The sequence below is a fragment of the Virgibacillus chiguensis genome (assembly GCF_900129865.1).
Taxonomy (GTDB): domain Bacteria; phylum Bacillota; class Bacilli; order Bacillales; family Amphibacillaceae; genus Virgibacillus; species Virgibacillus chiguensis.
Genome location: NZ_FQXD01000012.1, coordinates 1 through 26,241, shown reverse-complemented (window position 1 = coordinate 26,241; position 26,241 = coordinate 1). Strand labels below are relative to the sequence as shown.

Here is a 26,241-nt window from a genome sequence, read left to right as displayed (position 1 = left end):
TTAAAGTATAGCCTTAACTCGATTTTGCAAAGCCGACTAAGCATGACACATCGATGACTCAATTTGGTTTGATTAAAATGTATTAAAAAGGTTTAAATAACATATGCTGTATGTCCAAGCTTTTACCTCAAATCTTTACTAGTAATATGTAATCGGCTAGTTGTAAATACGAAATGAATCGGATTAGCTCTGTGCACAAGAATAAAATTAAAACGGTGTCGTCTTATCGCCTAAAGTGATATTTTTCTAAAAAGGAGATGGTCTTTTATGGAATGGAAATTTTGCAAAAAAAGCACGCTACTGATCCTAGCTATTATCGTACTAGCTATTATTCCAATTGCTATTCAAGAAGATTTTACTTTTGTAAAAGTTTCTAACGCAACAGAGAATGCAGAAGTACAAGCAAACTCCTTGGAAGAGAAACTCTCCAAATTATTAACAAATGAACAATTAGATGGTACAACAACATCTGTAAGCGTCATGCATGCTAATACAGGAGATATTCTATTTTCCGAAAATAGCGACAGACGTTTGCACCCTGCATCAAACATGAAACTAATAACATCGGTTGCCGCATTAGAAATATTGGGAGAAAATTACCAATTCACCACACAAGTGCGAACGAACGGGAAAGTGAAAGGAAAAGTATTGCACGGTGATTTATTTTTACAAGGAAAAGGTGATCCCACGTTATTAAAAAGTGATTTGAAGCAGATGGCGGTAGATATGAAGGAACAAGGAATACGTAAAGTGAAAGGAAATATTATTGCAGATGATACTTGGTTTGATGATGAACGGCTTTCCCAAGATTTAAATTGGTCTGATGAGTCATTTTATACAGGTGCGCAAGTGTCTGCTTTAACGCTTTCTCCGAATAAAGATTATGATGCAGGCACAGTAATTGTCCATGTTTTACCACAGGCCACCGAAAGTGGAAAAGCAGTCATCGAAGTAACGCCTAAAACAGATTACATTAAAATTGTAAATCGCACACAGATTGTAGATGCAGATAAGCCGAAAGATATTGCTATAGAGAGAGAACACGGGACGAACAGAATCATTGTAGAAGGAACTATGCCAAAAAAATCTACACAAGTGAGGTCATGGGTTGCCGTTTGGGAGCCGACAATGTATGCGCTAGACGTATTCCAGAAAACACTACAAGAGGAAGGTATTGACTTTATTGGTAAAACAGAGGCGCTCATGAAAGCAGCTCCAGATAGCAGCACTATATTAACAGAGAAAAAGTCAATGCCTCTTAAAGATTTGCTCATCCCTTTTATGAAACTGAGCAATAATGGGCATGGCGAAGTGTTAACCAAAGAAATGGGAAGAGTTGTTCATGGAGATGGAAGTTGGGAAAAAGGACTTGCAGCAATGGAACAAGTAATGGAGCAATTTGGTGCAAACACCGACACGATGCTACTGCGCGATGGATCTGGTATGTCGCACAAAAATATGATTCCTGCTAGCGAACTTTTGCAAGTATTGTACCATGTACAAGAGAAGGAATGGTTTCCACTGTTTAAAAAATCCTTGCCAGTAGCTGGCGTGGAAGATAGACTAGTCGGTGGAACATTACGGCATCGAATGCAGGAAGCACCCGCAAAAGGAAATGTCATCGCAAAAACAGGCTCTCTTAAAGGAATGTCAACACTATCTGGATACGTCACTACAAAGGATCAACAACCACTCATTTTTTCAATCATGATTAATAACTATATTGGATCAAGCGAGGAAATAACGGCAATTGAAGATCAAATCGCCTCCACTTTAGCAGCTCATGAGTTAGAGTAAAAGGTATAAATTATAAAAGTCGCCCGCCATTGCGAGCAACTCGCTCGTCCCGGGTAGAAATCCGCTCATGTACGTGAAAACCGCGCTCGTCCCGGCGAGAAATATGCTCATGTACGCGAAAACCTCGCTCGTCTCGGGTAGAAATCCGCTCATGTACGCGAAAAAAGCGCTCGTCCCGGGTAGAAATCCGCTCATGCACGCGAAACCCGCGCTCGTCCCGGCGAGAAATCCGCTCATGTACGCGAAACCCGCGCTCGTCCCGGCGAGAAATCCGCTCATGTACGCGAAACCCGCGCTCGTCCCGGAGAGAAACTCGCTCATGTACGCGAAAAAAGCGCTCGTCCCGGAGAGAAACTCGCTCATGTACGTGTAAAAAGCGCTCGACTCGGCGAGAAATCCGCTCATGTGCGCGAAACCCGCGCTCGTCTCGGAGAGAAATCCGCTCATGTACGCGAAACCCGCGCTCGTCCCGGCGAGAAACTCGCTCATGTACGTGTAAAAGTCACCCGTCACGGACTGAAACGTCCTTATCCTAGCCCGAAAATTATCCTGCTTATTGTACATCTATCCCAAACCATAGCTTCATGCTAAAATAAAAGCAACATTTATATTTGAGGTGATAGGTGTGCCAAAACTAACGTCAGATACAGCATTTTTAAAAACCGTTCACTTAAAAGAAGATCGAATACCTGCAAATGCTGATGAGTTTCCATTTCATTTGCCAGTGATAAAGGATTTTCCTGGGATTTATTTTCATCCAAATGTGACATATATTATTGGTGAAAATGGATTGGGAAAATCCACTTTATTGGAAGCAATTGCGATTGCGTTAGGGTTTAACCCTGAAGGCGGATCGAAGAATTTCAATTTTTCTAGCTATGATTCTCATTCGTCATTGGATCAATATATTCGGATTGCGCGGGGAGTGTATCAGCCGCAAGATTACTTTTTCTTTCGGGCAGAGTCATTTTATAATGTAGCTACTAACATAGAAGAATTAGATGAATTTGCATCAGGAGGACCGAGGATTATTGATTCCTTTGGTGGAACGTCTTTGCATGAGCAATCTCATGGGGAGGCTTTTTTTGCGACGTTTATGCACCGTTTTCAAGGGAATGGGTTGTATATTTTAGATGAGCCTGAATCGGCGTTGTCGCCGTTACGGCAGTTGTCGATGTTACGACGAATTCATGATCTTGTGGCGGAAGGCTCGCAATTTGTTATTTCTACGCATTCACCGATATTGATGGCTTATCCGAGTGCGAGTATTTTGGAGCTAACGGAAGATGGTATGCAGGAAACAGAGTTGGAGCAAACGAGTCATTACAAGGTGATGGCACAGTTTTTTGAAAATAAACAGCGCATGCTCCACCACTTGTTTGATTAATGTAAAGGGTAAAAGGAGATGCTAAGGGGGAGCTGATAAATCAATCGCCCCCCTTAGCTTTTCGCTTGATGCTCATAGGTAATATATAATTCAAGCGCCATGGTTATTGCATATAACAAAATTCCGATAGCGAAATAAAAGCTCTTAAAATTGAAAAATAATCCACCAACGAGAAAAAAGATCATTCCAATGAAAAATACGACAAATTGGAGTGAAAGTTGCTTGAGACTTAAGTCGTTTTCTGCTTGGCAGTATGGACATGTTACTGTTCTAGTTGCAAGTCCACGATACCATAATCTTTTGTATGGTGTACTTTTATTGCAATTCCAGCAAATGCATTTCTTCCTTCTAAGCATGATATCCCCTCGTTTTCGTTTCTACCTTATTTCGAATTTGAAGTACTAATAAGACTACCACTTCAATGATTGTTGTGTGCTGTATATTAGAACTAATTTCTTTGTTTGTGAGCGTTTTTATTACTTTGTAGTACCAACACTGGGCGGCATTTCCCTCTCGAACTAAATAACCGCAACCAGACGTTTATTACTACATAATAATATAGCATAAGAGCAGAGGGCGAGGCTAAATATACTATTTAATAGTGAAATAACTAAACTTACTGAGTTTGCTACTTAAAGAATCCATGAAGCGTTAAAACGTATAGAACGTTTCATGAATAGGAATGAAACGAGGAAAAGTGAACCAAAAAACACTAAGAATTATAACGTGTAAAAAAGCTTCAAAACGTTTTTGATTGCATACAAAATGCATGTTGTATATAATAAATATATATAACATATAATAATAAAAGACGCTAGTGTTAGTGTTACTAACACTAACGTCTAGAAGGTAGCTATACCGCAAGACAGCGGTGGCGCAATAAAGTAAAAAAGTAATCTACTTCCTACTTGGGCGAGCAGGGTGGATTACTTTTTTGTGTTGGAGTTGATTATCGCTACAATTAAAGTACCGAATGCACAAATTACGAGCAAATGGTCTGTAGTAATAACCATGTGATCACCCCCTTTCCCAAAGAAATAACTTCGGAAGGTGAGTGCCACATACCACCCTGCATATACAACTACCTAAATTTAATTATATCACACTATTCAAAAAATCCTAATGTGGAAACGAACCAGGGTAACGCGTTTCGCTGAAATAAACGCAACATTACGGAGAATAGCTTAGTAAGTAAGAAAAACGTTGCATTTGGTGTATGCCATCAAATCTCAAGTATGCTCTAATGCAAAGAATTTCCACGAGAGGTTTCAACCTTATTCAACCATTTAATGAACTGTATCTTTAACATTTGAAGTGCTTGTGAAGGTTTATGTTGTCATCATATAGATGAAAACAAGTGGTTAAAGATATCAGATAAAGCCGATTTTGCTAGCTAAGTCCCTCAATCTATAAAATCAACCTCACTTTATGATTGTTGAAACACAATAGTTTCTCGCACAAACACCCAATCTTTTTCATATCTTATCGTAGAGAAAAAAATTGAAATGAGGGAAGTAGAAATGATTTATGAATGGAATGATCCTGCTCAAACAAGTAATCATCAAGAGCTTGAATTCACATATCCAACAACATATGAAGTTGCTCCTGCATATTACGAAGAACAAGACTGGATGCGTCGTCCAATTGGTTTTGGAAGACCGTTCTTTGGACCTAGACCATTTTTTGGGCCTAGGCCATTCTTTGGACCAGGCTTCGGATTTGGCGGCCCTGGATTCTTTCCTGGATTTGGTTTTGGAGTAGCTCCCTTTGTTGGAGGATTAGCGGGTGGTTTATTAGCTGGATCGTTAGTAAATGCTTTCGCCCCTCCATATTATCAAGGCTATGGAGCTTATCCTCCTTATTATGGCTATTAGCTTCTGCAAATGTAATCCCCTCCCATTTATAATAAAAACGCAAGCCCACAGACTACATGCTAAAGGGCTTGCGCATTTATTTCATAAGCGATAAAGCTTAATGCTAGCAGAGATACAGTTTTAATGGCGTTTCAATTTTCCTCAACAGAAGCTAAAATTGATGCTTAGCAAATCAACTATTTCCATTCGTATGGTGTTTCCTGATAGACATAATAATTTAACCAGTTAGAGAATAGCAGGTGTGCATGGGAGCGCCAACGATGGAGTGGCGTCTTTTTAGGGTTATTATCAGGAAAATAATTTTTCGGTATTGCTGGGTTAAGCCCCTTTTTTCTATCTCGATCGTACTCTTCTGCAAGGGTATCAAACTCATATTCAAAATGCCCTGTAAGCATAATGTGCTTCTCGTCTTTGGAAATCATAATAAACGGATCGTCGTCCGTCGTTGCAGCGAGTACCATTAAACGACTATCAGCTTGAACGTCTGCTAGTGATGTTCCCGTATAACGGGAATGTGGCGCTAGAAATTCATCATCGAACCCACGAATAAGCTCGACGGTAGAATGTGAAATCGTATGAGAAAACACTCCTGTGCATTTGGCTGGGAGCGCATATTTTCCTATTCCATAGTGGTAATATAGTGCTGCCTGAGCTGCCCAGCAAATATGTAATACAGAAGTTACATGGGTTTTCGACCATTCCATAATCATTTTCAACTCTTCCCAATAATTCACCTCTTCAAAAGCGAGCATTTCCACAGGTGCACCGGTAATAATCATTCCGTCAAACCGTTTATGCTTAATGGAATGAAACGTTTGATAAAATTGGTTCAGATGTGATTTACTGACGGTTTTTGAATCGTGTGTTGCTGTATGCAGAAATGTCACTAGCACTTGCAAGGGAGAATTCCCTAATAGCCGGAGAAGCTGTGTTTCCGTGCGCTCTTTTTCCGGCATTAAATTAACGATCACAATATTTAACGGTCGAATATCTTGTGTCGTTGCTCGTACCGTATCCATAATGAAAATATTTTCTTTTTCCAAAGTAGCGTGTGCTGGCAATTGCTTAGGAATTGTAATCGGCAACTAGGAACCCTCCTTTTTCGTATTTTCCCTATTATATAGGTAATTGACAGAAAGTTCTATCGATCTGCTTTGAAAAAGAAGATGGTCTAAAATATATCTCGTATCTAAGATTTTGTAACCCTTGGCGTTACGACGAGCTGGAAAACGTACTAGGCACAGTCCTGATTACAAATTTAGGAGGTTTTAGGTCGTTCCTCCGTACTGTCAGAGCGATAAAAATTGGTTTCGGGTAATTTTCAAGGGCTACTCTATTCCGTGGAGAAAGGATTCTCACTGATAGATGTTCCGCTCTATGTTTTACCAACAAGCTATTTATCTACTTGCTTTTATTTTGATAAAACGATACGTCATATAAATAAGGTATAGCGGGATAACTATATAAAGAAGAGAAGTAAATACTCTCCAAGATCTAGCATGATTCATAAATAACATCATTCCTATAAGAATAGTGACAATGGTTTCGTTTCTTGGCAAGCGTACTTTTTTTAGGCTCGGTATTTGTATGGTACTAACCATTAAAAAACAAAGCAAAATAAAAATAACCATAGTAAATGTACTCGGAATGTCTTCTCTAAATAAAATGAGGGTAGCTAGAATTCCCCCCGCTATAGTAATGGGTATTCCAGTAAAATGATATAATGATTCTTCTTTTGCCGTAATATTATATCTAGCTAATCGATAAGCCCCAAACAAAGGAAATAGTCCTGATATTGCTAGACCAATCCACCCAAGATCAAACAACATTGTATAGTACATTAAAAAGCTTGGTGCGACACCAAAAGTAATGATGTCAGCTAAAGAATCTAACTCCTTTCCCAAAGGGCTTTCAACATGTAATAATCTGGCTATTCTTCCATCTATACTATCAAGTAACATTCCGATAAGAATAAAAATAGCTGCGTTTTTATAGTGATTAGATGCCGTATAACCGATGGATAAGTAGCCACAGTATAAGTTTCCCAATGTAAAAAGGTTAGGTATTTGTTTTTTAAAATTCATTATTTCCTCCTGATTTTATTACTTGTAATGTTACATTTATCTACATATAAGTTTAGATGACTTTATAAAATGTGAATGTAGTAATATCACATTATGTGAATTAATGAACTTCCTCGAGAGATGTTAAATCTTTTCTGCTATCGAGATAAAATTTTTAGGTTTACTCCGATATAAGGTGCTGTATGAATTGTTTCAAGAATTTGAGATGCAAGCTGAACAAGTCTTGCTTAATTAAAAAAGCACTTTACATATTATTAATCTATTTCACCATTCTTACTTATTTTACTGCTAAAATAGACTAAATGGTAAACAGCAATTGTTGGAAAACGTATAAATCTTTATTTTATACAAGAATAATTATAAAATTAATAGCAAGGAAGCAACGATATAATAGTTCGTTTATAGAGTGAGCGAAAGCAAACCCTCGATTATAGTTTCATTCTGTAAGTTCATATATAGGAGTGATAATTTGTTAAAAGCTTGGTTGAAATTATTTGTTGAATTAACCGGAAATAATTATGTATCTCAATTGCTCGTTCGTTTTACAAGTTCTACTTGGAGTCGCATGCTTGTCCCAATCTTTGCGAAAGTATACCGTATTAACCAAGAAGAAATGGAAAAATCGTTGTCAGAATATCAAAGCTTACACCAACTCTTTACTAGAAAATTAAAATTCGGTTGCAGGTCTATAGAATCACAGCCTAATTGTTTGGTTAGCCCAGTAGATGGCGTGATAAGCGATTTTGGATTTGTTCAGGATGTTGAAAAATACCCAATAAAAAACAAACAAATTAGGTTAGAAGAGATGCTAGGTAGTAAAGAAAAGGCGAATGTATATCGAAATGGAAAATATATTATTTTGTACTTATCACCGCGTCATTATCATAGAATACATAGTCCTGTAGATGGGATAATCAAAGAAAGTTGGGTGCTTGGCGAAAAATCTTATCCTGTTAATTCTCTTGGTTTAAAATATGGGAATAGCCCTCTATCAACTAATTATCGTAGAATAACAGAAATCCAAAGTGAATTAGGAAATATTGCTGTTGTGAAAGTAGGCGCCTTAAATGTCAATAGTGTCCATCTTACTGCTCGTTCGGATAAATTAGGGCGTGGTGAAGAACTGGCTTATTTTTCATTTGGTTCTACAGTTGTATTATTTATCGAAAGAGCAACTTTTCAATTTTCACCAGATATAGCAGGAAACAATGATATTTTGTTTGGAAAGAGCGTCGGTGTTTTTTCCAATGCTTGATTTTAATTTCGTTTAATTTTTCTCAGAATGATAATTAAGACGCCAGTAAGAATGATTAACCACATTATTTTTGATGCTTGCGAGAAAAAGGTTGTAATATATTCCCATTGATCACCTAAAATATTCCCCAAAATAATAAATGTGGATGCCCAAAAAATAGCGCCTATATAAGCGAAAATAGCAAAACGAAAATAATGATATTTGCTAAATCCTGCTACATAAGCAGTGACATGTCTAATTCCGGGGATGAAATAACCAAAAATGAGAAATGTCGCCCCATACTTATTAAAATGGTTCCGAACCCAGTCTATCTGTTTTTCTTTTATGCGTAATTTAGGACCAAAACGTTTTATAAATGGGACACCTAACCACTGCCCCAATAAATAGCTTATTGAGATCCCGCTTATTGAACCCAAGATGGCAATGAATATAGCTAGATTGAGTGACATATTTCCTAAAGATACGTGATAGCCAACATATGTAAGTAATACTTCATCTGGAAAAGGCATCCCTACAATCCCTAATATAAGAACAATAAACATTCCGATGTATCCATAATGAACTATAAAGCTTTCTAAATCTGTCATGTTGTTCCATTCCTTCAAGATACCGAGTAGTATCAATTCCTTTAAATGTAAGAATAGTATACCATTATTAATGGGGAACTGCTATAGAACTTCGTTGTAGAAAATTATGTTAACAAAGCTGTATGCTGTATGAAGGGTTCTAGAGAATTATTGCTTTTTGAATTAAAAGAAAGTATTTTGGAAGAAAACCGCAACGAATAATTTGTTCTTGCGCTATAGGAGAAATATAGAGGGAATATATAATTTTGCAATTTAGAAATATAAAAACGAAGGCTTCATACCATTCTTGATGGGGGTAGCCTTCGTTTTTATAAGGTAAAGTTTCATTTAGTATATAATCTTATCACCATTAAAGATGGAGTTTTTCACAACTACATAATCGACGGTACGGATGGCTTCTAGCTTTTTACCACCTGCATAGGAAATGGAGGATTGTAAGTCTTGCTCCATCTCTTGCAGTGTATCTTTTAAGGAACCTTTATGCTCTACAAGCATTTTCTTTCCTTCGACGTTCTTCTTCTCGCCTTTTTGGAACTCGGAAGCAGAACCGAAATATTCTTTTAAAACCTTGCCATCTTTTTCAATGGTTTCCCCTGGAGACTCTTCATGACCAGCAAAAAGCGAACCAATCATCACCATCGTTGCACCAAAGCGGATCGATTTAGCAATATCTCCATGCGTACGAATACCACCGTCAGCAATAATCGGCTTGCTTGCAGCTCTTGAACACCAGCGAAGCGCTGCTAATTGCCAGCCACCAGTGCCAAAGCCTGTTTTAATTTTCGTAATACATACTTTCCCTGGTCCAATTCCAACCTTCGTAGCATCCGCGCCCGCATTTTCCAATTCACGAACAGCTTCTGGAGTACCAACGTTTCCAGCAATCAAGAAGCTCTCAGGTACATGTTTTTTAATATGTTGAATCATTTTTATCACAGACTCCGAATGTCCATGTGCAATATCGATTGTAATATAATCTGGGATCAGTTTATCTGCTGCTAGCTGCTCTACAAAATTATATTCTTCGTCCTTCACACCAACGCTAATGGAAGCAATGAGTCCACGTTTATGCATATCTTTAATAAAATCGGTACGTTTTTCTGGCTCAAAGCGGTGCATAATATAAAAATAGCCATTTTCAGCTAACATCAACGCAATTTTTTCATCAATAATTGTCTGCATATTTGCAGGTACAACAGGTAATTTAAATGTATGCTTGCCTAATGTGACGCTCGTATCACATTCTGAACGGCTGCGTACAATACATTTTGCGGGAATTAATTGAATATCTTCGTAATCAAACACATTATCCATACCTAACACCTCTAAAATCCGAATAAAAATTATTCGTTTATATTTAACGTTCGTCTATTAGTAATGTACATGATTTTGAATGAGAAGTCAAAATTTTATATCCGCGACAGGGAAGCATGACAAATTAGAGTTTATAGTTTATGCAAGACGATCACGTTTTAACGTCATAAAGATTTGCAGCAAGCTAAATTTTTCTGAGAGGGGTTTTTATACGTTTGGGAAAAGGGATATAAAGATGTTAGAAAAAACGTGCGGCAGCAATCTTTTTTGTTCTATATATATTTTAAGCCTTACTTTATAGGGTAAGAAAAACGATAAATGTGCATAAAGACTAGGTGACAAGCAGCTTATCTAAGAGGGATATCTAGTAATATGATAATGGAAGGGGAAAATTTAAGTTGTGGAGGGAGTTTTATAAAGGTTGTTCATTTAAGGTTGCTTATTTCATTTATGATAATACTAAAAAAATATTTTTTATCTTCGTAGCAAATGTGTATTGTTTTAAATAAAAAAGAGTAGATCACAAAAATTGACAGTTAATAATGCGTAATTCTACTACACCATGTACATTTTCCTGTTAAAAGAAAATTTGTTGATTAGTAACCCTAATTTAGGTGTAATTTTTTAGATTAATCATATTTTTTCTCAAACACTAAATATTTAGACTTGTGGTATAATATTACATAATATAACGTATTAAAGGGGGGACTAGGATTTGATAGATATAGGCTATATTATAAAATTACATAGAACCAAGCAAAATATGACACAAGAAGCATTATCAGAAGGTATTGTTTCTTTGTCCTATTTATCAAAAATAGAAAATCAGAAAGCAAAAGCCAATTCAGAGATTATTCAAGCATTATGTAATCGTCTAGGAATTGAGCTTACAAATATACCTGATTCAAATTTTGAAGACAAATGTAAGAAATGGTACGACATGTTATATGACCGTTTTGATAAACAGGAAATTATAACAAGATATGAAGAATTGCAAAACGTAATGGATAAAAGTATTAACAATCAAACAATTATGTTTGAGATTCATAAAGTTCGTTACTATATTATCTTACGTGATTTCCAAAAAGCCTTACATAAAATTAATGAACTCCACGAGATGGCAGACTCTTTTAATTCTCTACATAAATATTTTTGGAATAAATTTCAAGGGAATTATTACTCCTTGAAAGAAGAACATCAACAATCTTTACAATGCTATAAAAAAGCCGAGAAAGTGCATCGATCAGCTGAAATTGAAGAAGAAGAGATTGCTGATTTGTATTATGCCATTTCCATTCAACATAGTCATTTACTAAATGGATTAGAGACTATAAATTATGCAGAAAAAGCAATGGCTGAGTTTCAGCGAAAGTATAACTTTACACGTTGCGCTCAATGTCATATCTTGCTGGGAATTTCGTATCAACGAATAAGAATGAATGATGTTGCGTTAGAAAATTATAATCAGGCAATGTATCTAGGTAAGTTAAACAACGAAGAACAAGTTATTCAGTTAGCCTATCTTAATTTAGGGCTGTTTTATTTTACAACAGGGAATTCAAAAAAATCCATTGAAAATTATGAGCTTGGCTTAAAAACTACAGACTTAGATTATGAACTTAGATTAGATGCTATTACGCACTTAATACATAGTTTTTACAAAAGCGATAATTGGCAGAAAACTAAAGTATATTTGCGCTTGGGTGAGGAAGCTCTTAACTTCACCCAAGACAAAGGATATCATAAATTTTATAGCTATGTAATTAAAACTTATACACATTTATTAAATGGCGATTTAAAGAATTTTAAAATCGTATTAGCAGATGAATTTATTCCATATCTAAAACAAAAAAAAGCATATAACTATTTAGTTTTTTATTCAAGATTGTTGGCTACCCATCTAGAAAAAATGGGTAAGTATAAGGAGGCGATGAAATATTATAAAGTAGCCAACGAGAGTTATGACAAAATAATCAAACTATAGAAGGGGGAATAGTAGATGAAGAAATTTGTAGTATCTTTTATATTTGGGGCACTTCTGATAGGTGGATTTTTGTTTACAAATGGTGCGCAAAATGAGGACAAATTAACCATGAACGCGAATATTCCTAAACCAACAACGACCTATGAAACAAGCTAAACAAAAAACCTATCTCATTTACTAATACTACTTAAACTACTCTAACCTCTAAGAAACTTTCCCATATCATTTTTACATACCTATAGGGGATAGCATAGGAAAAATACAACGCTCAGCGAAACAAGCCATAGGATAGGAGATATTACGTATCCAATATATCGCTGTAGCGATAAAAGATCGCTGATGTTATATGCTGGAAGTGTTTTAAAATCATAGAAAAAGGGCTGTTGCACGGTCAGAAATGCATGGTGCAACAGTCCTTTAATGTATTGTTATTTCCCTAAAAATCCGTCTTCAGAACGAATGGTTTGCCCTGTTATCCAATAGGAATCTTCACTTGCTAGAAGGTGATCAGTTTAGCGGCATCTTCTGGACGGCCCAGCCGACCAGCTGGGAATAAAGGTAATACACTTTTTTATTTCCTTATTTATCCAAACTGTATCCGTTGGTCCTGGATCAATAGAATTAACCGTTATGCCAATGGAAGCTAGAGCAACGGATAATGGCTCTGTAGCAGCAATAGTCATCCCTTTTGTAGCAATATAAGCTATATTATTTGGATCTGGCCCTCTAGAGACGAGATTGATAATCCGGCCTTCTTTCTCGTTGGGAAATTGCTGTTCATATCTTTTAGCAAATTCAACCGCTAATAAAAGGGTTCCGCGATTATTCACTTGATAATGGTTATCTAGATTTTCTGAAGTTAACGTATGGAAATTCGTTGGAGCTTCGTAGGTTGCGTTATTGACTAAAATGGAAGCAGTACCTAATTTATTCTGGGCTGTATTTAGCAAGTTGTTTGGGGACTCTTCTAGGCTTAAGTCTAACGCCATGTGATCAGCGCACTCCAAAGCTATTTATTTTTTCACAAAGCTTACTAGGGAAATCTTTTTCCAATCTTCCTTCCGCTTCATCAAATGGAGACCAGTACGTGAAAGAGATGTCAGCTCCTGCTTTTGCAAGAGACAAACATGTTGCAGCTCCAATACCTTTCGAATTACGAACTCCAGTTACAATAGCAATTTTGCCAGTTAATATTTTCATCCTTCTCCTCCAAATGATAGGTATGTACATAGGAGGTGCTTTTAGGAAACATGTTGTACGACTTAGCATGTAAAATTTTAGGTGGATTATGGAAGGTAGTTGCCATCTAGATGTGAAATTTTTCACTCCATTTAAAAGTTTTTCTAGAAATTGCTACGTTATGGTTGATTGTATCATGTAAGACACAGTATTATGTGTGGAATAAAATCTAGGGGGAGGAAATAGAACCTCACTCTCGTATGTCATAAAGAGATTTTCAAGCCAAACCTTTGTGGCGCTTAACCATATGAGCAAATAAAAGTCCCGTAAACAGATTGATGTAAGCATACCCACAACCTACCGAAGGAAAAGATGTGATATTCCTGTAGGAACAACTCGCAAGCTTTGATTTAGTACATCAGCAAGCTGTTCCACATTACTTCAAATCATTTATTTGGTTAACTGTAGCCTGTGTCAAACGCTGCTTAGCCGTTGTACGTTTAGATGAGACAGGAATATGTTCGTTTGCCTTTGCTAAACCGTATAAGGGCATATTCGCATAAATTGCTTCATAATTACCTTTTGGTACGATGTACGTCTCATGATAGATACCAACCGCATTTGTATGGCTTGCTTTTTGGTTAAACCGTTTCCATGCAGCTAGATGTTGTTTCCCCTTTGCATAGGCAAGCAAATCTTCGGTAGACCGCCAATATTGCACCATCAACGTCGTGCGCAGGCCAAAATAACTTTCCATAGATAAAAAGCCTAACGTATCTTTATATGTGTAAAGTTCTTTAATCATCCGCGGCATTGCTAAAAAGACGGGAAGCCATTTATGTACAGCTAATCTACGGTTAACCCGCATCCCTATTAAAAACACAACAATATCTTCTTCATTTTCTGTGGTATAACGACCAGAGTAGACCTGTTTTATCATGATATCCTCTCTCCCCTCTACAGTATATGGAGGCGTTATGATATTGCCTATTGCTTCTAACTTTTCTATAGGTTAAATGAAGCCTCTTTACTCGCACCCCGCCCCCAGTGATCACGCTTTTCTCGAAGCAATCGCATCTTGCTTTTCAAGTCATCTTTGTACAGAATAAGAAATTAAGCTTTTCGAAAGAGCCCAGAAAAGAAGTTATAACTAAAGCCAGTTTACTTTATTTTTTCTATGGTAGCTTCACACCATTCTATAGCAGCCTTGGTTGTCCGCTTTCCATAGTCTAGTGTATACAGCCAATAAGTAGCATCAGGGTTTTGAGAATAATTAGTGCCTATCATTTCTTCAATCGCTTCGTAGGTGTCTATTTTTTTCTGTAATTCTTCTTTATAATGACGTATCAACGATTGCGTCTCGTCTGCAGGCTGATGTCTACTAAAAAACAATTTCAAAAGCACTTCGTTACGCTCATTAGCAATATGCTGCAATGGCTCTTTTAACCAGCTCTTTAACACCTCTTCCCCCTTGGTAGTAAGGAAATATTCCTTTCGATCTGGTTTCCCATCCTGTGACATGACCTTAACGGTTGCTAAGCCATCGGTAACTAATGTTTTTAAATTCGGGTAAATTTGCCCATAACTAATTTTCCAAAAATGATTTAAGCTCTGATCCATCCGTTGTTTAATTTCATAACCCGTGCGACAATTTAAAGTCAAAATTCCAAGTAGCGCATAGGTACTATTGTTATACGTTTTCAAAGGAATCTTCCTATCTATTTGATATATATCATTTAGATATATAATACACGAATTACTTAAAAATGGAAAGTGTTTTCAGAAAAAACAATTTGTTTGAATGCATCTTTGTTATAATGGAAGAAAAGTGTGGAACGGAGGGGTAGCATGCGTTTATTTTCTACAAGATTGCTTGAATCGTTTCGTGCGCTGTTCATCTTTGTAGTACTTTATTTCGTATTTGGAGCGATAAGCAATTACTTTTTAGAAATATTCACGAACAGACCGATCGCTCAGTTGACGGAAGTATATCCATATTTGATGTACTTTTTAGCGCTACAAGCCATAGGCATTGCCATCCTTATTTTTGTCCTGTACCGAAATAAGTTCCAATTTACTGGATGGTTCAAAGGAAAGCGAGTAAAGTCGCTGTCTCAAACAACAACCCGAGTGCTTGTAGTCATTAGCGTAATTGCTATTATAGCTCTGTATATTGCAGTGGGTTTTAGTTTGTAGGGGTGAAGAGAAGAAATTTTAGTAAAAAGCACGGTCAGTTATGGTAAACTAAAGAAAAAATCTATGAGGACGTTACGCATTATGAAAATTACCATTGTATCAGTAGGGAAATTAAAAGAAAAATATTTAAAGCAAGGCATACAAGAATATTTAAAACGTTTAAGCACGTACGCAAAAGTAGATATCGTGGAAGTAGCTGATGAAAAAGCCCCGGAAAACTTAAGTGAAGCGCAAATGTTACATGTGAAACAAAAAGAAGGGGAGCGCATTTTAAGCCATATTCATCCAGACACATTTGTTGTCACGTTAGAAATTAACGGCAACATGCTTACTTCAGAACAATTTGCCAGCAAATTGGATGAACTCGCCACCTATGGAAGAAGCAAAATAGCATTTGTCATTGGCGGATCACTTGGAATCAGTGCAGAGGTACAACATAGAAGTAATTTTGATCTATCCTTTTCGAAAATGACCTTCCCACATCAGGTGATGCGGTTGATTCTGTTGGAGCAGGTGTATAGGGCATTTCGGATTAATCGGGGGGAACCGTATCACAAATAGTGGTAAAACAAAGGGTGGAAATTGTTATAAAAAAAGAATGGATAGAAAAAATCTAGTAATTTGTTATGGCAAAAGAGCGCACTCCTTTTTATGGAATGTGTTCTTTGCAATTCTAAAAACTTAATAAGTACTTTCTTCGAGTCTTTTAAGTGCCTTCTCATATGCGGCGTTTCTTTCTTTTTCCTCCCAATCTAGCCTTTGTAAAATTCGCTGCCAATATATATTTCCCTCTTCAGCATACGATTTTGCAGTTTCTCTCCATAAATATGCTTCGGCCTCTTCAAGAACAATAAAATGGCGAGAATGGATTTTAAAGTGTGGCATTCCGTCATCTTTAATTAAATTATAAATAGTAGCCGGACTCGTTCGAAAATGATTTGCTGCTTCTTTTATAGTTAGAACAGTTCTGCCATAATAACTTTCTTTGTCTTTTTTTGTGAAGTTTTTTATTTCATTTGAAAAAATAGTTAATTCTTCTCTTATTATTTTCCTAATTATTTCATCGATCATTGTAGACTCCCCTTTTTTTTGTGGAAGTTATCAATTTCAGACTGAACGGAATTCACATCCCAATTATTATCTGGATCAGTCCAACCAAACTTTTTATAAATATCAATTGTTTCTTTTATTTCGTTTTTATCTAGAATAATGCGAGATTTAACTTTTCGGTGAGGCATTGCTCTTGAAAATGTCAACTGACGTATTACGGAAGAGCCAATGCCGGTTAATGAGGATACTTCTTTGATAGTTAAATATTTTTTGGTGGAATAGTCTTTAGCCTGATACAGATTATTTAATGTATCAGATATCTCATTTTTAATGATTGTCTCCAACAGATACTCAAATGAATTACTACTTAGCAGGCTGTCCATTAACTCCCCTCCATTACTTACGTTGCCATATTAAATTACCAATTTTAAGGCTGTCTTTATTATTGTCATCTAAGATTACCTCAAAATTGTGCTTCTTATAAAAGTGAACCAATCTTTCTATATGATCAATATCAACATTGGATATCCAGCCAGAAATACTGTTTATTTTTCTGTTCTTTGCAATGTCAATAAGAGTACTTAATAGTATGCTTCCGAAACCGTAATTAGAAAGGTACTCTTCGATATCAATATCTGCTAAAGATATTTCAGTAAGGTCATCATTGAAAAAGGCTTTTAAAACGGGATCAGGATAAAGAATTCCTTTCATAGTAATGACTCGTATGCCAAGAATGATTGTTTTTTCTTTATCTTTCGGAGTATCGTCGTAAAAGTGTCTATACAAAATTAGTTTGAATTCCCCGTTTTGAGTGCTTGATATTATTTCAAAGCCTCTATTAGTTATTAAATTAGTATGATATTTTACCTCGTATCCAATATCGTAATTACGTTCGTATTGTTTGTCCTCTATTATACAATTTATGGTACAATATAACTACAGGATTTTACATTTTTTCGAAGGAGTTTATAAATACTTAATCAGCCTATAACAAATAAAATATTTCTATTAAACATGCATTTTATTTTAGAAAGTTATTTGATTACCAGATTTTGTCGTATAATAATAGATAATAAACTATTTTGGGGGTTAAAAAATGGCAGAAATTCAAAAACAATTCGAAGAGTTCCATGATGCAATTAAACTAAAACGTCTTAAGGAAAGTAAAGGGTTACGGGAAAAGAGAGATATTATTACAGATAAAATAAAGAATGGTGTTAAGACCAAGTTTGAAGAAAAGAAGAAAGATGTTCCTAGTCTAGAGTTCATTGACCAAGGTAGTTATGCTGTAGATTTAGGGATTGTACCGGAAGATAAAGATTATGATATCGATGAGGGTGTAATCTTTGACCTTTATAAAGAAGATTATACAGACAGTGTCGAACTTAAAACGATGATTAGAGATATACTTGAAAACCACACTAATACTCCACCTAAGATAAAAAACCCCTGTGTAACCATAACCTATTCATTAGAAGATGAACCAGTATATCATGTCGATTTACCAGTGTATTTAAAATCAAAGTATAATAATAATTTGTATCTTGCTTGGGGCAAGGAATTTGCTAACAAAGACAGTAAATATTGGGATCTTGCTGATCCAGAAGGTCTAAATGATCATATCAAAAATTCATTTACAGAAGATGCAAAAAAACAATTTAAGAGAGTTGTAAGATACATGAAGAAGTGGAAGGATGTTTGCTTCAACTCTTCAGGTAATTCACGTCCTCCAAGTATAGGAATAACTATTGCAGCAGTCGAGTTATTTTCTCATAAGCAATCATATAACTCTTTATCAGGAAAACTTAAAGATGATGATCTGGGTGCTCTAAAAGATTTTGTAAGCAAATTAAAGAGTAAATTTATATTAAAGTGGGATTACGATTTGGAGAAAAGTTTTTATACTATTGAATACAAATTACCTGTACAACCATATAGTAATGTCTTCTCTAAGATGTCAAATAATCAAATGGATTCTTTTTACCAGAAGTTATGTGAATTAGAAGATGCATTGATTGAAGCAGAAGGTAAGAGTGATCCACACGAAGCATGTAATATTCTTAGCCCAAAGTATTTTGGTGATAAATTTCCAATACCTGAATCAAAAGAGGCAAGATATGAACAAGTTGCTTTATCTAGTGCGCCTTCTTCCAATTCTGCTAAAGGATATTAATTCATGAATATTAATTTTCAAGAGTTACTGCAAAACAAAGAGTACTTGGACAAAGTTATTTCGGTTGAACCATATCATTATAAACTCTTATTTGAATTGAGAAATGGGTATCGAATACCTTTAACGATAACATTTAGTCCTTTGTTTCCAATGCAATTACCAATAGTTCATATTAATGAAAAGTACCATCATATTCCGGACATACCACACGTTATGAGGAGTGGACTAGTGTGTTTTTTAGAAAAAGAGGGTGTGATTTGGAGCGATATTCCAGAAAGAACACTTGACTTTGTTTTTGACAGAGTTGAAAGGGTATTAATTTCAAATTCTCCGCAAATAGAATACCATAGAGAATTTAGTTATTATTTTGGAACCTTAGAAAATACAAACCATGTTTTTTCAGTATATACTCCAGAAGATGAACCAACTGAAATTTCTGTTTTGGCAATGGGAGGTAAACCATTTGCTTTTTTAACAAATGATATGAAGTCTAGGTCTTTATTAGGTAAGTTATTAAATACGAACATTAAATCTCGTAATCTGGAAAAAGCATATTATATTCCATTAGATAATACTTACAAGGGGAAGGTTCCTCAATTTGATCGATTTTGGAGTAATGAAGAAATAACAAGTTTAATCAGAAATCATATTTCCGAAGATACACTGTTGAAGATTACAAAGTTTTCAATGAATAAGAAAAGATACTTTTATATGCTAAGAATTCCATTATTGACAGGTGACCAAGCAATTATCGGATTATGGTACGAAAAGGTAAATCATTCTCTCTCAAAAAAAATAATTCCGCTTATAGATGACAGCGTTGTTGATGATTTTATAGTGACACCTTTGTTTATATTTAGAAATGATGACACCACATTAATAGAAAGAGGCGGTGGGATAAAGAAACCTCTTAACACTTTATTAGTAGGCTGCGGGTCTGTTGGAAGTGATTTATTATTTATGTTAGCACGTTCTGGAATGAAGAATTTTACTTTGATAGACGATGATAGAATGAAAATTGAAAATTCATATCGACATTTTCTGGGGATGAATAAATCTATTGAAAGTAAACCAAAAGTTGAATTGCTAAAAGAAGAATTTGAAAATAGGTACCCTAATGTACACATAAAAACAATTGAGAATGAAGTATTAGATACAATTGAAAATGGAGAAATAGAACTAAACGATTTTGATTTGATATTAGTAGCAATTGGCGATCCCAATATAGAAAGAAGACTAAATAAACTTATTTTAGAATCATCAACTCCTGCAATTTTTACATGGGTTGAAGCATATGGAATAGGTGGACATGCACTTGTAGTTAATAACGGAGGAAACGGCTGTTATGAATGCTTGATAGATAGTGAATTAAGGTTGTATTCATCTCTTGCTGGTAAGAGTGAGGTGCCATTTATCAAAAATATGAATGGTTGTGCAGGTGCCTTTACACCTTATGGAAGTATTGATTCTATGGAAACAGCATTGCTTGCTTCAAGGTTAGTTTTTAGATTTCTAGAGGATGATATTAAAGGAAATCCACTCGTGTCATGGAAGGGGTCCTCAAAAACATTTGAAGAGAGCGGTTTTAAAACTTCTGATAGGTATAATCAGCCAAAGGATATTTTAGGTCAGGATGACTATGAATATATTGATAGAAGTTGCAATGCCTGTTCTAATCTAAAGGACGTGGCTTATTATGATCAGTATTAAATGGGAAAAGGTTGTAATCCAAATTGAAGAGCAAGTTATTAAAGTAATTCAAAATATGCGACAAGATAGTCCTGCTGATAAAGAGTCAGGAGGAATGTTAATAGGTTCAGTATTAACTGATAGTAGAGATACTGTCCTTAGGGACTACACCTTTCCACAAAAAGAGGACTTCCAATCAAGGTATAGGTTTATCCGAAGGGAAGATAGTCATAACGCTTTATTACAAAAGAAGTGGAAAGAAAGCAATAGAACTGTAATGTATCTGGGGGAATGGCATACTCATCCTGAAATGGACCCTCACTATTCACAGCAGGATCATAAAAACTGGAAAAAGTTATTAAGGGAGTCTAAAACATTTTCTGATTATTTAGTGTTTATTATTGGTGGTATAAACATTTATGGGGTTTGGGTTGGCAACCGTGAAAATGAAAAAATAGAATTAGTATTTAAAGGAGCATATAATAAATGAAAGTAATCAATTCGATTAAAGAAATATTTAAACTTATACAAAATGACCCTATCACTTCAATAATAATGCTACTTATATTAATTTTTTCTAGTATTATTCTGTATAAAAAGTGGGGCTGGCTACAAATCGCATATAACTGGGTAATTAATTATGTTCTATGCTTTATGAAAAGAGACTTTATTATGTTGGCTACATTTACAAAGAAAGAGGCCAACTTTACTAGTATAAAGAGAGAATATCAAGAACAGGGATGTTTATACATAACACATAACTTTCTAAAAAAGTTTAAAGTAGATGGAAGCATTAATTATTCAGAACTCCAGAAAGTACTAAAAAAGAAAAAATCCAAAATGAAAACAGCAATAAAACGTAGTAAAAATTCTAACTCATTAATATACCTAGGATTTCCTCATGTACCACTTGCTTTTTTAGACGGATATCACTTTAAGAGTACGGATGAAGCAATTCTCTATGAATATCAAGGAGAGGACTCTGAGTGCCTTGGGAAGGGATTTTACGAATTAAAAAGAAAGTATAACACTGACCTGAAAATAGTTAGTAATTATAATTCGGAAATTAAGTATAACAATGAGGTTGCACTTAAAATAGAACAGTCATTTCCAATAGGGGATGACGAGATAAAAAAGGTATCGGGTTCCTCTCAAGTTGTATCATTAGGTGTGGAAAGTCCTAACCGTTGGAATATAACTAATTACGCACAGATTGAATTATATCAAAAAAGGTTTTTAGAATTACTGTCAAAATTAAAGGAAAACGGTGTTAATAAAATACATTTATTTGCTACTACACCTGTTTCATTAAGTTTTAGTTTAGGTAGAATAGTTGAGCATTATCACCCTGAAATAATAGTTTATAACTTCAATAACAATGCTTATGATTGGGCAATTAATTTAAGAACAGAAGAGATTATAACTTTTAATTAGAATATATTGAGTATAAGGAGAATAATAGGATTCCATTCCTATCGTTCTTCTTTTTTTACATAAATTGTACACCGAATCGTTGTCGAGACATATTTAAAATCAAGTTTAATTAGTATTTCTTATCATAGGGTTATCACCTAAAAAACAGTGGTAATTTGGTCTTCAAATCAACATTAGGAAGGGGGAGATACTTAGACATTACGTATTTTTGTTACTATATTTTCACCTAGAAATCAAGGTTTTAACAATTAAAATAAAATAATAGAAGCCATTGGGATAGCCTTCCAGTGGCTTCTAAATATTCTTTCGAAAAAATTGGCTCTCTCTTCCGCACTTACTGGCTCTATTCTTCGCAAACGGTGGCTTAAAACTCCGCATAGCTGGCTCAATCTGTCCGCAATACTCAGTCTTCGATCACGTGCACTTTTGTATTGGTTTTTAGACGTGTGGCAAACTTGATTCCTTCTTCCGAATAAGCGTCAAACTTTTTAAAGTTGAAGTAACCACGGTCAAATACGTTAAGAACATCTTCATCTGGCATAATTAATGCATTAAGTTTCGTTTCATCTGCAGGTCGAGCTGGGGTTGGGATGATTTTATTCGGGTATACGTCCTCTTCGCACAACAGAACAGAAGTATGGATTTTAATTCCCGATTTTGTTTCCCGAAAAACAGCCCATTCATACCCGCTCAGGCACATGGAAATGGTAGATGAATCAATGAGATTCAGCTTGTCCAATACCTTTTCCGCTTTTACAGGCCCAAGTATAAGATGAATTTTTTGAATCAAATGGCGTAAAATAACGTCGAGTGTCTCGTGTGGTATTTCTCGATTTTTACGCGAAAGTTGCGACTTACTAATGCTATCTATACCTATTAGTCTCTGAACGCATTTCTTCCTTGAAAGTGCATTACTAATTTCTTTTAGGCTACTTCATTTTTTAGTTGCGCGTAGATGAATAAGTTAATAAAAGTAATCGTATCTAGCTTTTTAACGTACTTATCTAACTCCGTGATAGCGGTCATTGTTTGAATAATTTTTGAATCTAATGGATGAATGTATTCCTTGAATACAGTTTTTATGGTATGATTGTCCATGAAATGCTCCTTATAATTTGGGATTTGGACAGGACTACCATTCTCTTATTATAAGGTTTTTTTATGTGTTTTTGTAGTGATAATTCCCATTATTCACAGTATTGACACGAGTTGTTTTTTCTTGACTTTTTTATAAAAAGTTTATGCAACGCTAGTGTTATAATTTATATTCTCAATCATAGAAACGAATACATAGGAAGTAATAAACTATCATAGTGTTACAAATTAAATTACTTAATAATCATTCATATTTTATAGTTGACATACATATAATAGTTAAGTAAACTTAACTTAATTCAAAATTATATAATGAATGTAGGTAATAAATCTATGGATGACTATTTAAAAATTATGGACGAAATCAATCAGAAATTTGAAGAATTTCGATTAATAATTCTACAAGAAACTGAAAAGGTTAAGGAGTTAGAAAATTTTAAGTTAACTCCGCAACAAGAAATAACAATGTTCTATATCATTCGAAATGAGCCTATAATTGCAAAAGATATTGCAATTCATTTTGATATTTCAAAAAGTGCAGTTAGCCAAGTACTTTCAAAACTTGAAGAAATGAAAATGATTCAACGTCAGATGAATTCACAAAAACGTAGAGAAACCCTGATTTATCTTGGAGATAGAGGAAAAGATTTTCATATCCTTCTAGAAAAAATCGATGAATTATTGGTAGGAAAATATTACTCGAAAGTAAGCTTAACAGAATTGAAAAATATTCTTGATACATTAAATAAGATTATAGAAACTAATAAAAACAAAGGGAGAGAGATAAAGTAATGACAAATAACCTAAAACAACTAACCGATCGTATTTACTATTTACCTCATGACCCTAAAACAGATCGACCAATATTATCTGCTATATGTGGAACTCAGCAGACTTTAATTGTAGATACTGGAAACTCTGATGAACATGCTAAATTATTTCTTAATGAGATAGAACAACAGCAGGTAAATAATTTTCATTCTGTTATGTTAACACATTGGCATTGGGATCATAGCTTTGGAGCAAATAAAATGAATATGTTAACTATCGCACATGAAAAAACAAAAAAGCATCTTGAAAAAATTATGGATTATGAATGGTCAGATGACGCTTTAAATAATCGTGTAGAAAAAGGCTTAGAGAGTCAGTTTTGTTCAGAAATGATAAAAAAAGAATTTGATGATAACCGAAATATCAATATTACCTTACCTAATATTACTTTTAAAGAAAAGTTTGAGGTGCATTTAGGTGATACCCGGTGTATAGTTAAACATGTAGGTGGCGATCACTCTGATGATTCTTCAATTATTTTTGTTGAGGAAGAAAAGGTTCTTTTCTTAGGGGATTGTTTATATCCGAGTGTATATACGAAACAACCACAATATAAGGTTGATAATGTTAGAAATGTGATAGAAAAAATTGAAATGTTTGATGCAGAAATTTATGTACTTTCACATCAAACTCCATTAACTAAAGATGAATTTATGGGGTATATAAATCTTTTAAAGTTAATTTGTGATTTAACAGAAAAATATCAAAGAAACCGCCTGAATTTGGTCAATGAGCTATCTGCTCAATTGAATCGTAAATTAAGTCAGTTAGAAGAGGAAATTGTTTATTGTTTCATTAATGGTATATAAGTTGTATAAAACAGTGAATTTTTCCAATATAAAAAACTAGAGTTAAAAAATCAATGAAATAATATTTAATCATTTTAAAGTCTGAGAAGGATGTTCTCAGACTTTATTAATAAACTTAACTTTTGCACTTTAAAAAGTAACTCACTATCCATAGGAACAGGGTTGGTCATTTCTTCCATACACCTGTTGACAAAGATAGAAGGTAAAGTGTCCGCTAGCAGGATATTTTATACAGTTGAAATAACTGAACAAAAAGGTAGATTAGACAGAACAAATTTTTTGTGGTGCATGGTAAACATGTTCATCCTGTAACAGTAAGGGTTATCTGTTTACTCTTAGGTGCAAAAGTTGAGTTAATTAAGATGTAGTTAATGTATTAAATTTTTATATTTAAAATATGTAATTTTAAAATCTCTTACAGAGTTTTGAGTACATAATGCTAAAGCGTAACACTCGTTAAATTTTGGTTGATAAAAATAATATTTTGATTTGTGTTCTCCTTTTAAAAAATACATGTCTTTATTGTTTAGGATTGAAAAGGAATCTAATGGTATAGAAAGGCCTTTCCCAACTGCTTTTACATAGGATTCCTTAAGAGTCCAATATTCATAAAATGTGAAAAGTTTAGTTCTATTAGGCATACTTTTAATAAATTCATATTCTTCTTTGGAAAAAAATAGTTTCGCAATTTTCAAATCAATAGGTTTAATTTTTTCTATATCTATTCCAATTGGTAAGATATCTGTTGCACATACCACCCATTCCCCAGAATGAGAAATATTAAAGTGAACTGTATTTTGTCCATATAAAAATGGTTTACCATAATCATTATAACAGAATGAAATATTATTAATATTTATCCCCTTCTCATATAGTACTTGTTGAATTAATAAAATTCCAAAAAGGCTGCGAATAGATTCTGTTCTGTCTAAATTGTTTACTAGTTCTTCTTTTCTTTCATTAGTTATGCCTTTTAAATAATTGGCAAATTCATAATCAGACAATTCCTCTGGTATCTTTACAGCATATACATTCATTTACGACTTACTCCTTTCGAAATAAAAAATGGGGAAATAGGAAAAACCATACCAAGAGAGTGTAAAATATTTTGTGTAAATAGAAATACCAATTAAACATGTTCATAGAAAAAGGAAGACCCTTTGTGTAGAATAAAGTTAGCACACAAAATTCACAGAAAAGAGGTCTTCCCTATGAACCATCTTACTACAGATTTAATTGAAGCACTAGCAAAAAAACAAGATATTGAAGAAGTTTTTCGTCGTCATTTAGAAGAAGCTATTAACCAACTACTAAAACATGAATTAACTGTATTCCTGGATTACGAACCGTATGAACGCAAAGGAGTTCATTCTGGTAACTCTCGTAATAGATTTTATGACCGTACTTTTAAGACGGAGTACGGTGAGCTACAACTTCGTATACCAAGGGATAGGAACGGCGAATTTCAACAACAAACAGTGGCTCCATATAAGCGTTCCAACG

30 protein-coding genes are annotated in these 26,241 nt (G+C 34.7%); 15 read left to right on the top strand and 15 right to left on the bottom strand.

Features of this window, described 5'->3' with window-relative positions:
- Positions 1–267: 267 nt before the first annotated feature.
- Entirely contained in the window at positions 268–1,797 is a 1,530-nt protein-coding gene (gene dacB / locus BUB45_RS13325) for a D-alanyl-D-alanine carboxypeptidase/D-alanyl-D-alanine endopeptidase (protein ID WP_073010406.1), read from the top strand.
- On the opposite strand, the gene BUB45_RS19935 is transcribed toward dacB, so the two are convergent.
- Entirely contained in the window at positions 1,789–2,361 is a 573-nt protein-coding gene (locus BUB45_RS19935; protein WP_212590774.1) for a hypothetical protein, read from the bottom strand. The two genes, dacB and BUB45_RS19935, sit on opposite strands and share 9 nt — an antisense overlap.
- Positions 2,362–2,422: 61 nt before the next feature.
- Between BUB45_RS19935 and BUB45_RS13315 the strand changes: the two genes are divergently transcribed.
- Together BUB45_RS13315 and BUB45_RS13305 are read left to right on the top strand one after the other, a co-directional pair.
- A complete protein-coding gene (locus BUB45_RS13315; RefSeq protein ID WP_073010400.1) occupies positions 2,423–3,184 on the top strand; it encodes an AAA family ATPase in 762 nt (253 codons plus the stop codon).
- Between the two features lie 1,505 nt (positions 3,185–4,689).
- Positions 4,690–5,058 carry a hypothetical protein gene (locus BUB45_RS13305; RefSeq protein WP_244527734.1) on the top strand — a complete coding sequence of 123 codons (369 nt, stop codon included), beginning with the start codon at positions 4,690–4,692 and terminating at the stop codon, positions 5,056–5,058.
- A gap of 176 nt (positions 5,059–5,234) precedes the next feature.
- Here BUB45_RS13305 and metA read toward each other — a convergent pair whose 3' ends face one another.
- Positions 5,235–6,143, bottom strand: coding sequence for a homoserine O-acetyltransferase MetA (gene metA / locus BUB45_RS13300; protein WP_073010394.1), 909 nt, complete (start codon positions 6,141–6,143; stop codon positions 5,235–5,237).
- Between the two features lie 312 nt (positions 6,144–6,455).
- Entirely contained in the window at positions 6,456–7,142 is a 687-nt protein-coding gene (gene pssA, locus BUB45_RS13295; protein ID WP_073010391.1) for a CDP-diacylglycerol--serine O-phosphatidyltransferase, read from the bottom strand.
- A gap of 469 nt (positions 7,143–7,611) precedes the next feature.
- On the opposite strand from pssA, the gene BUB45_RS13290 reads away from it, so the two are divergent.
- Complete coding sequence (locus BUB45_RS13290) at positions 7,612–8,397, top strand: phosphatidylserine decarboxylase (protein WP_073010388.1); 786 nt, start codon at positions 7,612–7,614, stop codon at positions 8,395–8,397.
- Positions 8,398–8,399: 2 nt separating this feature from the next.
- On the opposite strand, the gene BUB45_RS13285 is transcribed toward BUB45_RS13290, so the two are convergent.
- Both BUB45_RS13285 and guaC read right to left on the bottom strand, forming a co-directional pair.
- Positions 8,400–8,984: a DedA family protein gene (locus BUB45_RS13285; protein WP_073010385.1), complete on the bottom strand. Its 585-nt coding sequence runs from the start codon at positions 8,982–8,984 to the stop codon at positions 8,400–8,402.
- Between the two features lie 327 nt (positions 8,985–9,311).
- Positions 9,312–10,298: a GMP reductase gene (gene guaC, locus BUB45_RS13280; protein ID WP_073010382.1), complete on the bottom strand. Its 987-nt coding sequence runs from the start codon at positions 10,296–10,298 to the stop codon at positions 9,312–9,314.
- A gap of 715 nt (positions 10,299–11,013) precedes the next feature.
- Here guaC and BUB45_RS13275 point away from each other — a divergent pair.
- Complete coding sequence (locus BUB45_RS13275) at positions 11,014–12,282, top strand: helix-turn-helix domain-containing protein (RefSeq protein ID WP_073010379.1); 1,269 nt, start codon at positions 11,014–11,016, stop codon at positions 12,280–12,282.
- A 15-nt stretch (positions 12,283–12,297) separates the two neighbouring features.
- The gene (locus tag BUB45_RS19930) at positions 12,298–12,438 is read left to right on the top strand and encodes a hypothetical protein (protein WP_164085399.1); all 141 of its coding nucleotides are present in this window, start codon (positions 12,298–12,300) and stop codon (positions 12,436–12,438) included.
- A gap of 356 nt (positions 12,439–12,794) precedes the next feature.
- Here BUB45_RS19930 and BUB45_RS20720 read toward each other — a convergent pair whose 3' ends face one another.
- The 4 genes from BUB45_RS20720 to BUB45_RS13260 all read right to left on the bottom strand — a co-directional run bounded on the left by BUB45_RS20720 (position 12,795) and on the right by BUB45_RS13260 (position 15,165).
- Entirely contained in the window at positions 12,795–13,271 is a 477-nt protein-coding gene (locus BUB45_RS20720; RefSeq protein WP_342068358.1) for an SDR family NAD(P)-dependent oxidoreductase, read from the bottom strand.
- A gap of 4 nt (positions 13,272–13,275) precedes the next feature.
- Positions 13,276–13,482, bottom strand: a complete 207-nt coding sequence (locus BUB45_RS20715; RefSeq protein ID WP_342068357.1) for a Rossmann-fold NAD(P)-binding domain-containing protein — start codon at positions 13,480–13,482, stop codon at positions 13,276–13,278.
- Positions 13,483–13,897: 415 nt separating this feature from the next.
- On the bottom strand, positions 13,898–14,401 hold the full coding sequence (locus BUB45_RS13265; RefSeq protein ID WP_073010376.1) for a DUF4188 domain-containing protein: 504 nt from the start codon (positions 14,399–14,401) through the stop codon (positions 13,898–13,900).
- A gap of 221 nt (positions 14,402–14,622) precedes the next feature.
- Positions 14,623–15,165, bottom strand: coding sequence for a PadR family transcriptional regulator (locus tag BUB45_RS13260; protein ID WP_073010373.1), 543 nt, complete (start codon positions 15,163–15,165; stop codon positions 14,623–14,625).
- 144 nt (positions 15,166–15,309) lie between these two features.
- Here BUB45_RS13260 and BUB45_RS13255 point away from each other — a divergent pair, with 144 nt between their 5' ends.
- Together BUB45_RS13255 and rlmH are read left to right on the top strand one after the other, a co-directional pair.
- The gene (locus BUB45_RS13255) at positions 15,310–15,657 is read left to right on the top strand and encodes a hypothetical protein (protein ID WP_073010369.1); all 348 of its coding nucleotides are present in this window, start codon (positions 15,310–15,312) and stop codon (positions 15,655–15,657) included.
- Between the two features lie 81 nt (positions 15,658–15,738).
- Complete coding sequence (gene rlmH / locus BUB45_RS13250) at positions 15,739–16,218, top strand: 23S rRNA (pseudouridine(1915)-N(3))-methyltransferase RlmH (protein WP_073010366.1); 480 nt, start codon at positions 15,739–15,741, stop codon at positions 16,216–16,218.
- Positions 16,219–16,338: 120 nt separating this feature from the next.
- Here the strand turns inward: rlmH and BUB45_RS13245 are convergent, their stop codons facing one another.
- From BUB45_RS13245 to BUB45_RS13235, 3 genes are read right to left on the bottom strand one after another with little or no spacing between them, the layout of a single operon-like run.
- On the bottom strand, positions 16,339–16,728 hold the full coding sequence (locus tag BUB45_RS13245) for a helix-turn-helix domain-containing protein (RefSeq protein ID WP_073010363.1): 390 nt from the start codon (positions 16,726–16,728) through the stop codon (positions 16,339–16,341).
- Positions 16,725–17,090: a MerR family transcriptional regulator gene (locus BUB45_RS13240; RefSeq protein ID WP_073010360.1), complete on the bottom strand. Its 366-nt coding sequence runs from the start codon at positions 17,088–17,090 to the stop codon at positions 16,725–16,727. The genes BUB45_RS13245 and BUB45_RS13240 overlap by 4 nt, the downstream gene beginning before the upstream one ends.
- A 13-nt stretch (positions 17,091–17,103) precedes the next feature.
- The gene (locus BUB45_RS13235) at positions 17,104–17,418 is read right to left on the bottom strand and encodes a GNAT family N-acetyltransferase (RefSeq protein WP_139300164.1); all 315 of its coding nucleotides are present in this window, start codon (positions 17,416–17,418) and stop codon (positions 17,104–17,106) included.
- A gap of 385 nt (positions 17,419–17,803) precedes the next feature.
- Here BUB45_RS13235 and BUB45_RS13230 point away from each other — a divergent pair, with 385 nt between their 5' ends.
- Genes BUB45_RS13230 through BUB45_RS13215 form a run of 4 tightly spaced genes read left to right on the top strand, consistent with a single transcriptional unit; the run spans position 17,804 to position 22,003 of the window.
- A complete protein-coding gene (locus tag BUB45_RS13230; protein WP_073010354.1) occupies positions 17,804–18,880 on the top strand; it encodes a cyclic GMP-AMP synthase DncV-like nucleotidyltransferase in 1,077 nt (358 codons plus the stop codon).
- Between the two features lie 3 nt (positions 18,881–18,883).
- Positions 18,884–20,590: a ThiF family adenylyltransferase gene (locus BUB45_RS13225; protein WP_073010351.1), complete on the top strand. Its 1,707-nt coding sequence runs from the start codon at positions 18,884–18,886 to the stop codon at positions 20,588–20,590.
- A complete protein-coding gene (locus tag BUB45_RS13220; protein WP_084723674.1) occupies positions 20,577–21,059 on the top strand; it encodes a Mov34/MPN/PAD-1 family protein in 483 nt (160 codons plus the stop codon). Before BUB45_RS13225 ends, BUB45_RS13220 begins: the two co-directional genes overlap by 14 nt.
- Positions 21,056–22,003, top strand: a complete 948-nt coding sequence (locus tag BUB45_RS13215) for an SAVED domain-containing protein (protein WP_073010347.1) — start codon at positions 21,056–21,058, stop codon at positions 22,001–22,003. Before BUB45_RS13220 ends, BUB45_RS13215 begins: the two co-directional genes overlap by 4 nt.
- A 403-nt stretch (positions 22,004–22,406) precedes the next feature.
- On the opposite strand, the gene BUB45_RS20465 is transcribed toward BUB45_RS13215, so the two are convergent.
- Complete coding sequence (locus BUB45_RS20465) at positions 22,407–22,793, bottom strand: transposase (protein WP_073010344.1); 387 nt, start codon at positions 22,791–22,793, stop codon at positions 22,407–22,409.
- Between the two features lie 134 nt (positions 22,794–22,927).
- Complete coding sequence (locus BUB45_RS20460; RefSeq protein WP_139300162.1) at positions 22,928–23,101, bottom strand: DUF4372 domain-containing protein; 174 nt, start codon at positions 23,099–23,101, stop codon at positions 22,928–22,930.
- A gap of 309 nt (positions 23,102–23,410) precedes the next feature.
- Between BUB45_RS20460 and BUB45_RS13200 the strand changes: the two genes are divergently transcribed.
- Positions 23,411–23,890, top strand: coding sequence for a MarR family winged helix-turn-helix transcriptional regulator (locus BUB45_RS13200; RefSeq protein WP_244527733.1), 480 nt, complete (start codon positions 23,411–23,413; stop codon positions 23,888–23,890).
- Positions 23,890–24,738 (top strand): MBL fold metallo-hydrolase, encoded by an 849-nt coding sequence (locus BUB45_RS13195; RefSeq protein ID WP_073010338.1) that lies wholly within the window; start codon positions 23,890–23,892, stop codon positions 24,736–24,738. The genes BUB45_RS13200 and BUB45_RS13195 overlap by 1 nt, the downstream gene beginning before the upstream one ends.
- 368 nt (positions 24,739–25,106) lie before the next feature.
- On the opposite strand, the gene BUB45_RS13190 is transcribed toward BUB45_RS13195, so the two are convergent.
- A complete protein-coding gene (locus BUB45_RS13190; protein ID WP_073010335.1) occupies positions 25,107–25,775 on the bottom strand; it encodes a 4'-phosphopantetheinyl transferase family protein in 669 nt (222 codons plus the stop codon).
- Between the two features lie 174 nt (positions 25,776–25,949).
- On the opposite strand from BUB45_RS13190, the gene BUB45_RS13185 reads away from it, so the two are divergent.
- On the top strand, positions 25,950–26,241 hold a 292-nt coding region (locus BUB45_RS13185; protein ID WP_170861761.1), incomplete at its 3' end, for a transposase.